Genomic DNA, 13,092 nt, shown 5'->3' on the forward strand with positions numbered 1-13,092 from the left:
AGTCTTGGCGCTCGAGTCGTAGGCATCGCCGGTCAGCGTCACGGTGTTGTGCGTGCTGCCGTCGTACATTACCGCGTCGGCCGTCGACGCTTTCAACTGTGCGACGTTGACGGCGTCGGTGTCCTGCGTGCCGCCGGCCAGGCCATTGATCTGGCGGGTCTTGCCAGTGGCGGCATTGCCGACGCTCACGGCGCCCAGCGTGCTTTTCCAGGCGGCGCCCGCGTCGGTCGAGGCCATTCCGGTGCGAGGATTGTAGGCCTGGACGGAAGCGCCCGTGGTCGCCAGCGAGCCTGAGCCCAATGCGACGCCGTCGCCGACCGAGGCTACGGCGGCGCTACCTAGCGCAAGCGAATTGACGGCGGAGGCGGAAGCGATCGCACCGCTGCCGATGGCAATGGCGTTCGCTGCCCCTGTCTGCGCTTTCGCTCCCTGGCCCATCGCGATGGTGCCGACGGCCGAGGTCGCCGCTTGGTAGCCGATCGCCGTGGAGTTGTCGGCGGCCGCGTTGGCGGAGTTGCCCAACGCTACCGCGCTGCCCTTTGACGCGCTGGCGCCCAGACCCAAAGCCGTGCTCGACGAGCCGCTAGCCGTGGCATTGTGGCCGAATGCCGACGCGGCGTCGCCGCTTGCCGTGGCGTTGGCGCCAACCGCCGCGGAATTGGCGCTCTTCGCTACGGAAGCAAATCCGATGGCCAGCGCATGATCGTTGGAAGCGTTGGCATTCAATCCGATGGCGATCATGTCGGTATGGGCGGCGTTGGCGCTCGCAGCGGTCGCGTTATGACCGATGGCCACCGTGTCGTTGTTCGAAGCCTTCGACGACTCGCCCATCGCCAGCCCGCTTCGCCCGCCCGCGGTCGCACCGACTCCGCCGGCCAGCGCGTTGATGCCCGTCGCGCCGTCGTTGTTGTAGTTTCCGCCGGCCACGCCCGCGTCGTTCACACTGTAGTAATGCGTCTGCGAGCTGGCGAAAGCGCCTTTCAATTGGGCGACGTTCACCGCGTCGCTGTCCGCCGTGCCCCCGGCTACGCCGGTGATCTGGCGATACAGGCCGTTTGTGGAATCGCCTACCGAAACGGCGCCGCTCGTGCTCGTCGTCGCGGCGATGGCACTGGCTTGAGCTGCGGTCGTGCGAGGCGGAATAAATGGCGCGACTCCAGCCGCCGTACTCGATACGGAGTTGCTGCCCAGGGCGACGCCGCCAGCCACCGTGGCGCTGGCTTCAGGCCCAGCCGCGAGGGACCTGTAGCCCGAGGCGGTGGCATGGGAACCGATGGCGGTACTCCAGAATCCAGAACCGAGCGAACTGTCGCCTATCGCCACGGAGGACGCGTTGGTGGCCTGCGCCGCGGAGCCGATGGCGGTCGAACTCGTACCGGAAGCATAGGCGCTTGGGCCGAATGCGGAGGATTGGCCTCCGACAGCGCGTGCGCCATTCCCGACGGCGACGTCATAGGCGAGTTCGGCGACGCTCTTGAATCCCAATGCCGTGCTGCCGTAACCCGAAGCCCGCGTCTCGGTTCCGATGGCGGTGCTGCCCTCGCCGGATGCGGTCGCGCCGATGCCTGCGGCCAGCGCGTCGGCGCCGGTGGCGCCGTCGTTCGCATAGTTGGCCGCCGGCGTTCCGCCGTCATTGACGCTGTAGTAATGCGTTTCGGCAGACGTCGCCGAGGCGACCAGCGCGCCCGCGATGGCGATCAAGGCACGCGACGAGCGTTTCTTTTTTCCCTTCGCCAATTCGGACGCCACGACCCATTTTCCGGTGGCCTCGTTAAGTATGCACTTGTAGACCTTGTTCATGATCAACTCTCAGTACAGTGAACCAGCAAAACAAACATGCGTGCTCTCGTCTCGCTTGGGGCGCTAATGCACGGCCTTTCGCGCCTTGATACAAGGATGGAGCGGTCCAGGATTTCTGAGGTTGGGAAACCGATGAATGGGGCTGCGGAAAATTCCGAACGTACCCGATTCCGCTATTGCGGCGAAACGCCTATTCGCCTTTACAGCGATATGCGGCGGCAAGCATCTCCGCCTTCAGCAGCAGGTCTGGATCCACGCGCAGCGCCTTGGCCAGGAGATCGACCGTCCATTCGCACAAGGCCACGTCGCCGCTGTCCAATGCCAGCAAGGTGGGAAGGCACAGATTGGTGCGCGCCTGAGTCGAGGCCATGGACAGACCACGATGGGTACGCCAGGCGCGCATTGCGCTGAAGCCTCGGGCTTCTATCAGCACCTGTACCGGCCCTGGAAGGCCCTCTCGGTGTCGCGGCCAGGGGTGGGGCGTCTCGGATGTCAGGACGTTGAGCTGACGCGTGGGTTGCGGCGCGACATAGGTGCTCTGGGCGCGTCGGATCGGCCGGACTGGCGTGAATTGCTTCATGGTCTCGGAAGAGGCATCGGGCACGGCCACAAGAGACGCCCGGCGGAGGGAGCCGCCGGTCATGGCTGTTGTGTCTTCATGTCCGCGCAAGAATGCATGGGTCGCAGCACTTCCGGACCGGGAAAATTCCGCAATCCGCCGGGGAAATTTCCGAACATGGTTCTCGTCTCGCCGGCAACGGGGCGGCGACTAAGAACTTTCCGCAAAACATGAGGAAATTTCCACAGCAGGGGACGCCGGGAACTGTTGCAGACTTTAGCGGGGCCGGTTGCGCTGTGGCAGCCAGGCAGGCGGTGGTGGGAGGAGCTGATCAGATGATGGCGCGTGCATTGATAATCTCGGACAGGCTGTCCACTTATGAGGACTTTCGGCGGACGTTGAACCAGTATCCCGAGCTTTCGGTATGGGTGCTGGATGCATCGGACCTGCGTTTTTTCGAGCTGGAAGACAACGCGGAAACGCCCGAGTTGGTCATTCTGGATGTATTGGCCAGTCCCACCAAGTGCCTGGCCGCGACGGCCAGGGTGCGAGCCTTGTTCCCCAAGGCGAAGATCGCCGTCAGGGCGCTCGCGCTATGGGAGCGGTACCTGCCGCTAATTCTGCAGGCGGGCGCCCATGGCATCATCGACGGCTATACCTATCACAGCAGACACGCGATGTCTATGCTGATAGATTCGATGATGGCGGGAAACATCATCTACCGCATCCAAGGTTCAGACTGACCCCGTCGCGGCGTTCAATCCTTCGCCGGCAAGAGGGCATCGTTGGCCGCGTCGATCCCGCGGAAGGGTCATCAGCGCCTCCAGGGCCATGGGGCGGCCGAGCAGGTAGCCCTGCCCATGGCGACAGCCGAGCTGGTAGAGCGCCCGAAGTTCCGCAACCGTCGAAATGCCCTCCGCGACGACCCGCCAACCCATTTCCTTGGCGAGGCCCAGCGCGAATCTGACCGACTGCCGGGCAATCGGACTGTCGCCGACCTGAGCGGCGAACACGCGATCGAGCTTGAGTTCGTCTATGGGCAGGTCCAGAAGCCGGTCCAGATTTGCATAACCGACGCCGAAGTCGTCAATGCTGACTTGGAACCCGTATTGCCGCAGGCGGGTCAGCGCAGCCTTAAGCGCCTTGGCGTCGGCGGCGGGGGTGTCTTCGGTCAGCTCCACCCTGATAAGGGCGGGATCCACGCGTCTGCGCAATGCGGTCGACCTCAGAAAGTCGACATTGTCGTGCGTAGACAAGGTGGCGGCGCAGGCATTGACGGCCAGCGGCAATGGCCTGGACGCGAGGTTCAATGCGGCGCTGGCCGCCAGCGCAAGCTCTGTCACGCGTCTGAATAGCGGGGCTTGCATATTCATGCCCTGAATCGCGCCGATGAAGCGGCCCGCGGGCAACACGCCCCAGACGGGGTGATTCCAGCGCGCGAGCGCTTCGGCGGACTCGATGCGTCCGGTCTTCAGATTTACCTGGGGCTGGAACACGAGTTGGAGCTGCGAAGGATCCCGCAGCATTTCGATGACTTCGTGCTCATGGAACTGAATGAGTCGAGCCGAATTTTCCTGGCACCACATGGCGTGCTTCCCGGTTATGGTCGAGACAACATGCCTACAAGGCTAGCAACTCCGCCTTGCGGCAGGGGTAGGAAATTTCACATTCGGAGCCAGCCGCTGCTGTAGGAAATTTCCGCAGAAGGTTCCGAAATTTCGTCAGCCCGGGATACTGAGGAACACGTAGATTGCATCCGTGCGACAGTCATTCTTTGGTGTCCTGTCATGGATCCGGCCTCACTTCTTCGTCCCTGTCATCCCCCTTCCTGCGTACGATCGCGCTTGAGCCGTTCCACGACGTCGCGCGCCGCCATGGCGTTCGGCGGCGCGGTCGCCGCGTTTCCCGGTTTCACCGAACCCATGACCGCGCTCTGGCTGGAGCTGACATCGCTGGTCTGCGTCACAGGGTTCGTCGCCGCGCTGGTGGTCTTGATTCTGCTGGTCCGCAAGAGCCGGCAGCATCTGCGCTCCGAAACGCGCCTGAAGGATCTGCTGGCGTTCCAGACCGCGGTTCTGGACGCCATTCCGGATCCCATCGTGCTGCGGGACAAGGACCTGAATCTGCTGGCGTGCAACAGCGCATACGAGAAGCTGCTGCAGCGGTCGCGGGGGGCGCTGAGAAACACGTCGGTCGACCGGGCCTTGCAGATGTTGGTCTGTGACGTGGAGCTGGCCCAGATAGAAAAGGATTACCGCGAAGTCATGGCGACGGGCGTCGCACTGAGCAAAGACCGCGAATTTCACGTGCACGGCCGGGAGATGACGGTCCGGCACTGGATGGAGCCCTTGCGCAATGCCCGCGGCGCGGTGACGGGCGTGGTCGGTGGCTGGATGGACATCACGCACCGCCAGCGCGTTCTGAAGGAACTGGCGGTTGCCAAGGACCGCGCGGAGGGCGCGGACAGGGCCAAGACCACCTTCCTGGCGTCTGTGAGCCATGAAATTCGCACGCCCATGAACGCGATCATGGGCGTGCTGGAACTGACGTTGTCGCATCCGGGCTTGCCACGTCAGGACCGGAGACAGCTGAGCACCGCATACGACGCGTCCAAGTCGCTGTTGTCGCTGATAGACGATCTGCTCGACCTTTCCAAGATGGAGGCCGGGAAATTCCAGTTGTCGCCTCGGCCTACGGCGCTTGTAGAGCTGGTCGAGGAGGTGGTGAACGTGTTCCGTCCCATTGCCGAAGGCAAGGGTTTGGAGCTGGTCCTGGAGGTCGATATGCCCGAGGGCGGCGCTGGCGCCTACCACGTGGATCCCTTGCGGCTGAAACAGGTCTTGAACAATTTCGTGTCCAATGCGATCCGCTTCACGCGGCGCGGCACGGTGCGGGTATTCGTGGGCGCCGATGTCCGGGAGGGAGACCTTCAATGGATCTCATTGAAGGTCGTCGACACCGGCGTGGGCATTCCCGCGCAGGCGATTGAATCCTTGCTGCAACCCTTCGTGCAGGTTGCAGAAACGCTGCCCGCATCGGACCGGGGCACCGGCCTCGGGCTATCCATTTGCGACAGGCTGGTGCGGAAGATGGGAGGCGCGATCGCGATAGAAAGCGAACTGGGCGTCGGCACGAGCATCTCCGCCCGCCTGCCGCTGCGTGAGGCGCCGGCGCAGCCTGCTTCGCCCGCGCGCATTGCAGCGTTCGAGCCGGTCGCGCCGGCGTGCGTGCCGCTGAATGTGCTGGTCGTCGACGACCAGCCGTCCAATGTCCTGCTATTGCAGCGCCAGTTGCAGAAGCTGGGCCATCGCGTTTGCTGCGCCCGCAACGGAGCGCAGGCGCTCGAGATGTTGGGCGAACAGCGGTTCGACGTCGTGGTGTGCGACTGCGCGATGCCCGTGATGGACGGCTACACCTTCGCGCGCATCCTGCGGCAACGTGGCGACGCGAGCGCCGCCTTGCCCATCCTGGGCTATACCGCGGGCGCGCACGAAGCGGAAGTCGAGCGCGCCAGGGCAGCGGGCATGGACCGGATTCTGATCAAGCCCGTGAACCTGAGTTCGCTGGGAAGAGCCATCGATGAGGTGGCGCATCGGAGCGCGCGGGGCCAGGCCGATAGCGTTGGCGCCGGCGTATGCAGTAACGCCGGGTTAGGGGACTGAGCGAAGCCATGCCGCACCTGGCTTGCCATCCGCAGGGCTGGCGACGCCGGCCCGGGCCCTGGCGAGAAGTCAGCGCCCCTGCCGCAGGCGATGCAGCTCGGCGCAGAGTCGTTCCAGCGCAGGCACGAACAAGGTGTTCAGCCGTTCGACCTCGGCGCCGTCGCCGCTGCGGGTGACGGCCTCGATGTGTTCGCATAGCCGCGTCAGCGATGCGCATCCGGCCAGCCGCGCCGTGCCTTTGATGCGATGCGCCAGCGCGCCGGCCCCATGCCAGTCCCGACTTGCGCAGCAGGCCCGATAGCCCGCCAGGTCATTGAGCCCGGTGTCGGCCAGGCTGTCGACGAGTTCGGCCACGACGGCGGCGTCCCCGTCGACCAGGCCGTGGAGCACCGCGGAGATGGCGGCGCATTCGCGGTCGTCCGGCAGACAGTAGCCGGCGCTCAATAGGGCTGGCAGCAGCTCCGAATCGGCGATGGGCCGGGCGCGATACGCCTCATCGTCAGCAATGGCGCTGCCCGAGGGCGCGATCCACAGGCGTATCGGCGCCTCCCCGACCGCGGCGGGCGGCAACGCCGCTGAAGCCTGCGGCGATTTTCCGTCCCACACGACAACTCGGGGGGTGGCCGAATAGCCCGACATGGCGGCGACATCCGGGCAGCTTTCCACCACGAGACCGAGGTTCTCCAGGCGGGCGCACAATTCGCGCATCCGCCCAGGATCGGATCCGATGACGAGCGCGAGATTCATCTGGTTCTCCGAGAGGCGGGCATGACGACTACCGGGCGATTCCGCACTGGCGCGCAAAGTCGATCAGTTCAAGCAGCGTCTGTACGTTCAGTTTTTCCATAATGCGCGTCTTGTGCGTGCTGACCGTTTTGTTGCTGATGAAAAGCGCTTCGCCGATTTCTTTGTTTGACATGCCGCGGGCCAGCATCTGCATGATGACAATCTCCTTGTCCGAGAGACGGCTCAGCCGATCCACGTTGTCGGCCGTACCGGCCTGCCGCGCGGAGTGCGGGCCCTCGGTGTTGGGAAAGACGGTGTAGCCGGCCAGGACGGCTTCGACGCAGCGAAGGATTTCGGATATTTCCTGCGACTTGCTGACGTAGCCGTTGGCCCCGGCGAGTTTTACGCGCGGCGCAAAAACCGACTGGTCCTGTCCTGATACCACCAGGATGCGGATGTCCGGTTGGATGGACTTGATCCGCGGAATCACGTCCAACCCGTTGATCTTCGGAATGTCGATATCCAGAATGACCAAACCAGGGTGGTTGTCCTTGACGGTCTGTATGGTGGACTGGCCGTTGTCGGCTTCCAGTATGCCTGTTACGCCCAACACCTGACTCAGGTGTGTCTTCAGGACCAGGCGCAACGAAGGGTGGTCGTCTACGACGAGTACTGTGGTCAAGTGCGACTCCGTTCTGTAAGGGGCGGAAAGGCGGGCGCGGGGCGGGAAGGCCGGATCGTCCGGTTTGCGTCAATGGGATTCATCGGTCCATCTCCCTATGCACTTGCGCAGCGTGGAAAGGCTGACGGGTTTGACCAGGAAGTCATTGAGGCCGGCTTGCCGAAGGCGCTCCACGTATTCACTCTGGACGTCGGCGCTCAGCCCCACCACGGGGAGGGTCCGTATGCGGGCATCGTCGTGCGCGCGAACCCGACGCGTCAATTCGAAGCCGTCCATGTCGGGCATGTGGCAATCCGTTAGCATCAACGCGTATGGCGCCCGTTCCAGTTGGTTCAACGCCTGCCTGCCGTCCGAGACCACATCCGCCTGCCACCCCAGCTTGTCCACCATATTTCGAATCACGATCTGATAAGGCAAATGGTCTTCCACGATCAGTATTCGGCGCGTTTCAAGAACGGCGCCATTTTCCCGTAGCGCCGCCGGGGATTTGGTAACAGGATGCTCCGTCTGCAACGCACTGAGACAGGTGCGCGCCAGTTCGCCAAACAACACCGGCCCGCCGGCCAGCATCTGCGCCGGGGACGTCCCTGGCGGCAAGGTCTCCGGCGCATATCCGCCCGGCGCGAAGTAAAGCGTGGCTGGCAGCGGCGAGGGCCCCGGTTGCGGCAATTCGACGACATGCAGGTCGGCGGCGCCGGGAGGCTCGACCGGCCGCATGCCCAATGCGCGCGCATATGCCTGAAGGGCGGCGTCGTCCGCTGCGCGGTGCACCTCGATGCGGATACGCTTGCCGGCCAGTATGGAGTCGGGCGGATCCAGCTGCAGGATGTGCAGGGGCAAGGTGACGTCGAACCGGCTGCCGACGCCTTCGGTGCTCTGCACTTGAATGCTTCCCCCCATCAGGCGGCTCAGGCGCATGCAGATCGCCAGCCCCAGGCCGCTGCCTCCGTATTGGCGCACGGTCGACGCATCGGCCTGCGAAAAAGGGCGGAACAACCGGCTCTGCGCTTCGGCCGAAATCCCGATGCCGGTATCCGAAACCGAGATCAGGACCGTCTGAACGGATGCGGCTGCCGCGGACCCGGCGGGCGCCGTCCTGACCAGGATGCTGATTCCGCCGGCCACGGTGAACTTGATGGCGTTGCCGATCAGGTTCAGGAGAATCTGCTTCACCCGCACCGGGTCGCCCCGATATTGCGCCGCGATCTCGGGTGCGACGCATGCGTCCAGCGTCAATCCCTTCTCCCGGGCCTTGGCCGAGAAGATATGCGTCACCTGGTCCAGCACCTCGCGCAGGCTGTACGGTATCGATTCGACCGGCACCGGACCGTCCTCCAGGCGGGAGAAATCCAGGATATCGCCCAGGATTTCGATCAGAAGCCGGGAGGCGCTGTCCGCCAGGTCGACCTGCTGGCGCTGATAGTCGTCCATGGGCGTATCGCGCAACAACTCGAGCGCGCCCAGCGTCGTCGCCAGCGGCGTGCGGATTTCGTGACTCATCGCAGCCAGAAAGCGGGACTTCGCCTGGGCATTTGCGTCGGCCTCAGCCTTGGCGCGGCTGAGCGCCTCTGCATCACGGTGCTCCTGCGTGACATCCAGCAGGTAGCCGTTCCAGAGGACCGAGCCGTCGGCGAGACGCCGGGGCAGGGCAGTGCCGACTCTCACCCATCCGTCATCGCCCGCGCGGTGCGTTGCCAGGTCGATCTGTATCGGCTTGCCGCCGTCGCGGGATGCGTCCACTGCCGCGTCGGTGGCAGGCCAGTAGTCTTCCAGGATGTTGGGCAGATTTCCCCTGCCGGACTGCTGGCGGATCTCGCGCGACGACATACGCAGGAACCTCTCGGTTTGGCCCACCAAATACGGGATCCAGCGATGGCCGCCGGGCTCCTCGCGGATCCGGAAAAATGCCATGGGCAGGGTTCGCGTCAGGTCTTCTACGGTGTCCCGGATTTCGCGGGCCTCGCGTTCGGCCGACAGGCGCGCGCTGGCATCGACAAGCGCCACCAGGGCGCCGCGAGGCGCGTCGTCATCGCCGCGAAAGGGCTGCACGATCAACATTCCTTCGATGGCCCGGCCGTCGGCGGCGTGTACTTCGATGACTTCGGCGATCGCCCTGTCCGCCACGGCGCATTGGGCGGCGAAGGCTTCCAACTGCGCCCCCAGCGACCCGGCCGCGCCATGCAGCGAGCCGGCCTTCGCCCCAATCAGCCGGCTGCGGTCCAGCCCCACCATGTTTTCGAAAGCCCGGTTCACGGTCAGGTATCGGTTCATGCCGTCGAGCGCTGCGACGAGCGTGGGGGTGGCGTCCAGCAGACGGGTCTGCATCTCGCGAGACGCCCGGGCTTCCCGCGCGTCGAGGCGCAGGCGCCGGGCTTCGGCCAGCATCTTCCGCAGGAAATGCAGCAAGACCAGTATGGCGGCGAAAAGCAGGAGGGCAATGCCGCTCAGGAACGCTTCCATAAAGGTCGACATGGCCTCGGGGTTCTCCGAAAGGAAGCCGGCTTGCCCGCTGCCGCCGGCGGACCACAAGCCCTGCGAATTTTGTTACTACATCATCACGGTGCAATATTCGCACAACGATTTTGTAACATTAATTGTCGGGTATGTCGGTGGCGTCGGCGCGAAACAGACGTGCATTCCGTGGCGGCGCCCGGAAAGGCGGCGAGAGGATCCCACGGATGGACACCGGTCAGAAGAATTCATCCAGCAAGGCGTAAAACTCGAGGCGCCGCTCGTCGCGCTCGGCGCCGTACAGCTGAAAGAATGGGCTGACCCATTCCGATCCCAGATTGCGCTCGATGCTGCGTGCCGCAAGCGCCAGGTCCTGAAAACGGTCGCTGAACCCGAGGCGGCCGCAGTCGAGAAAACCTGTGAACCGGCCGGCTTCGGCCATGAAGTTCGGCAGGCAGGCATCGCCGTGGGTCACGACCAAGTCTGGCGTGCCCCGGGGCTTCAACGACAAAAGCTCTTCAAACAGATCCGTGGCGGTTCGCCCCAGCCGTTTCTGATCGAAATCCGTTTCGTCGACGAGGCCGGCGCTAATGCGATCCTTTGCGGCGGCCATGCGCCGCTCCAGACGATGGTCGAAGGGGCATTCTGCGACGGGCTCCTGATGCAAAGCGCGCAATGCCATCGAGACAATGCCTATGATTTGCGCCGGCGAAAGCTCGCCAGCGCTGGCCAGATCCAGTCCGGGCAGCGCGTTCATGAGCAGCCAGTGACGATTGTTCTCCTCCATCGTGTCCAGAACCAGAGGGGCGGGCAGGCCACGCTGGTTCAGCCAGCGGAGGCGAGCGATCTCGTCGGGAAGCTCGCTTAGCGCGCCGACCGGCTCCGACTTCAGGAACAGATCCCGTCCGCCGCCGAGGCGAACTCGGAACACGTCGGCGCCCGACTCTCCAATCGACTGGCGTTCGATTGGCGCTCCCCGGAACTTTTCGCCCCATTTGGCGGGAATACTCATGTGCTCGTCACTCCTTCGATGGCGGGATGAATAGGGGCAGGTTACTGCGCCGGGCCGGCGCAGAGGCGCGCGTAGCTCTGGAGTCGGCGGCATCGTCGCTCGCTGATCCTCACCAACACAAACGCGTCTTTCCGACATTTATGTCCGCCTTCGGGCGGTCGTTTCTAATTATGGAGGCGGCGGTAGCGGTGCTGATAATTGGGGTTTATCGCGCCCAGTCGGTCCCGCAAGGCGCCTTGGGCTATTTCGTCCTGTACGAGATCCATAGAGGGGGAGAACTGCCGATACCAGTATCACCTATGGCCTTGTTATAGGACGGAGCCAAGAGAACAATCCACTTCGAACTTTACTTCGAATGGATAGGCCGTATGAGAATCTCGTTTTTGCACACCATCGACACTAGCGAAGCCGTCTTCGGACTCGCGGCGATGAAAGCCGGTTGGTCATCGGATCAAATTCGTCATACGACTCGCGAGGATCTGCGGCAGGCGATGGCGCAACAATCGGCGCCAAACTGTGGCGCGCACGGCCGGGTCCACGAAGCGGTACGGAGTTTGATGGCCGAGGCCGACGCGGTAATCGTGACGTGCGCGACGCTCGGCCCCGCAATCGACACGATGGGAGAAACCTCCGTTCCCATCATCCGGGCAGATGCGGCCCTGGCCAAAGCGGCGTCGCGCGCCGGCAGAAACCTCGTCGTGCTCTGTGCGGTCGAATCGAGCGTTGCGCCGAACCGAGAGCTCTTCGAGCTCCATGCGGCCGCCACCGGCGCTAGTGTGACTGTTCGCTTGATACCCAACGCCTGGGCGCTCTACCAAGAAGGCGAAACAGCCGCATGCATGGCGGCATGTGCGCAAGCGGCGGATGAGGCGTATGCCCACGGCTTTGATGTCGTGGCCTACGCCCATCCATGGATGGCTGAGTCTGTGGAATTGATGAGAAGCGAGTGCCGACCGATCCACGGCGTACAAGCGGCGCTGGACGCCGTGACTGATGCGCACTAACCCCCGCAACGTCCGCCAATGCAACGGGCCGCCCTAGGGCGGCCTGTATTGATTGTGGCGCTGGTCTCGTGCGGCTCTGCCATCCCCTCGCAGCGCGGACGTTATCGACGTAGGCGATCTGATCTGATCTGATTTCCGGCGCGCTGCGCAAAATCCCCGCCTCAATACTTCTGATTTCCGACCAGACGCCGCACCGCGGGCTCTAGAGTGATTCCCGACCTAAACGGACCGGGGAATCGCCATGACCAAACTGGAAATCTACGACCACCGCGCGCTGGCGCTGGTGCCTGCCGACGCCGTGCTTGAAGTCCTGGCCACAGGCTGCACCTGGAGCGAAGGGCCGGTCTGGATGCAGGAGGACGGCAGCGTGCTGTGGAGCGATATTCCGAAGAACCGCATGCTGCGCTGGCATCCCGACGGCGGCGGGCGCGTGTGGCGCCAGCCGGCGGATTTCGTCAATGGCCATACGCGCGAGCCGGGCGGGTCGCTGCTGCATTGTTCGCACGGCCGGCGCGCCGTTCTGCGTACGCGCTTCGGGCCCGACCTGGCGCCGCTGGGCAATGAGATCGTGGTCGATCGCTACGAAGGAAAGCGGCTCAATTCGCCCAACGACGTGGTGGTCAAATCGGACGGAACCATCTGGTTCACGGATCCCCCCTACGGCATTCTCTCCAACCATGAGGGATACAAAGCAGATTCCGAGTTGGGAGACAACTTCGTGTTCCGGTTCGATCCGGCAAGCGCCATTCTGGAAGTCGTCAGCGACTTCGTCGAGGAACCCAATGGCCTGGCTTTTTCGCCGGACGAGTCGGTGCTCTATGTGTCCGACACCTCGGCTGCGTTGCGCACCGATGGCGGCGGCAATCATCACATCGTGGCCTTCGACGTCGCCGGTGGCCGCCGCCTGCAAAACCCTAGGGTGTTCGCGCAGGTCGACCCGGGCGTGCCCGATGGTTTGCGGGTCGACATGCAGGGCTGGGTCTACACCAGCAGCGGCGACAGCGTCCAGGTCTATGGCGCCGACGGAAGGCGGCTGGCAAAGATTCCGGTTCCGGAGAAGGTCGGCAACGTGGCGTTTGGCGGGGCGGGGACGAACCAGCTGTTCATTTGCGCCAGTACGTCGTTGTATCGCATCACCCTGAACACCAAGGGAATTCCATGAAGACGAAGCGCAAACACGGCGGGGCGGAACATCG

The 13,092-nt window shown here is 63.9% G+C and carries 11 protein-coding genes; 4 read left to right on the top strand and 7 right to left on the bottom strand.

All coding sequences use genetic code 11. The features are described 5' to 3' along the window. The coding region (locus tag A6B37_RS25905) for an ESPR-type extended signal peptide-containing protein (RefSeq protein ID WP_281492747.1) at positions 1–1,800 on the bottom strand (1,800 nt) is incomplete at its 3' end. Between the two features lie 190 nt (positions 1,801–1,990). After that, positions 1,991–2,380, bottom strand: coding sequence for a hypothetical protein (locus A6B37_RS25910; RefSeq protein ID WP_146196882.1), 390 nt, complete (start codon positions 2,378–2,380; stop codon positions 1,991–1,993). 92 nt (positions 2,381–2,472) lie between these two features. Between A6B37_RS25910 and A6B37_RS25915 the strand changes: the two genes are divergently transcribed. Continuing rightward, the gene (locus tag A6B37_RS25915) at positions 2,473–3,102 is read left to right on the top strand and encodes a response regulator transcription factor (protein ID WP_146747984.1); all 630 of its coding nucleotides are present in this window, start codon (positions 2,473–2,475) and stop codon (positions 3,100–3,102) included. Here the strand turns inward: A6B37_RS25915 and A6B37_RS00035 are convergent. Continuing rightward, complete coding sequence (locus A6B37_RS00035; RefSeq protein ID WP_102772575.1) at positions 3,094–3,945, bottom strand: EAL domain-containing protein; 852 nt, start codon at positions 3,943–3,945, stop codon at positions 3,094–3,096. The genes A6B37_RS25915 and A6B37_RS00035 overlap by 9 nt on opposite strands. A 258-nt stretch (positions 3,946–4,203) precedes the next feature. Between A6B37_RS00035 and A6B37_RS00040 the strand changes: the two genes are divergently transcribed. After that, positions 4,204–6,021 carry an ATP-binding protein gene (locus A6B37_RS00040; RefSeq protein ID WP_168202088.1) on the top strand — a complete coding sequence of 606 codons (1,818 nt, stop codon included), beginning with the start codon at positions 4,204–4,206 and terminating at the stop codon, positions 6,019–6,021. A 69-nt stretch (positions 6,022–6,090) separates the two neighbouring features. Here the strand turns inward: A6B37_RS00040 and A6B37_RS00045 are convergent, their stop codons facing one another. From A6B37_RS00045 to A6B37_RS00060, 4 genes are all read right to left on the bottom strand, one after another. Then, positions 6,091–6,768 carry an Hpt domain-containing protein gene (locus A6B37_RS00045; protein ID WP_111824558.1) on the bottom strand — a complete coding sequence of 226 codons (678 nt, stop codon included), beginning with the start codon at positions 6,766–6,768 and terminating at the stop codon, positions 6,091–6,093. A 28-nt stretch (positions 6,769–6,796) separates the two neighbouring features. Further along, entirely contained in the window at positions 6,797–7,429 is a 633-nt protein-coding gene (locus tag A6B37_RS00050) for a response regulator transcription factor (protein ID WP_102772572.1), read from the bottom strand. Positions 7,430–7,498: 69 nt separating this feature from the next. Then, on the bottom strand, positions 7,499–9,901 hold the full coding sequence (locus A6B37_RS00055) for an ATP-binding protein (protein WP_111824559.1): 2,403 nt from the start codon (positions 9,899–9,901) through the stop codon (positions 7,499–7,501). Positions 9,902–10,118: 217 nt separating this feature from the next. Continuing rightward, the gene (locus A6B37_RS00060) at positions 10,119–10,892 is read right to left on the bottom strand and encodes an APH(3')-II family aminoglycoside O-phosphotransferase (RefSeq protein WP_111824560.1); all 774 of its coding nucleotides are present in this window, start codon (positions 10,890–10,892) and stop codon (positions 10,119–10,121) included. A 368-nt stretch (positions 10,893–11,260) separates the two neighbouring features. On the opposite strand from A6B37_RS00060, the gene A6B37_RS00065 reads away from it, so the two are divergent. Further along, on the top strand, positions 11,261–11,896 hold the full coding sequence (locus A6B37_RS00065) for an arylsulfatase (RefSeq protein ID WP_111824561.1): 636 nt from the start codon (positions 11,261–11,263) through the stop codon (positions 11,894–11,896). Positions 11,897–12,137: 241 nt separating this feature from the next. Beyond that, positions 12,138–13,058 carry an SMP-30/gluconolactonase/LRE family protein gene (locus tag A6B37_RS00070; RefSeq protein WP_111824562.1) on the top strand — a complete coding sequence of 307 codons (921 nt, stop codon included), beginning with the start codon at positions 12,138–12,140 and terminating at the stop codon, positions 13,056–13,058. Positions 13,059–13,092: the final 34 nt, after the last annotated feature.

The organism is Achromobacter sp. HZ01 (assembly GCF_003267925.1).
GTDB classification, from domain to species: domain Bacteria; phylum Pseudomonadota; class Gammaproteobacteria; order Burkholderiales; family Burkholderiaceae_B; genus Achromobacter; species Achromobacter pulmonis_A.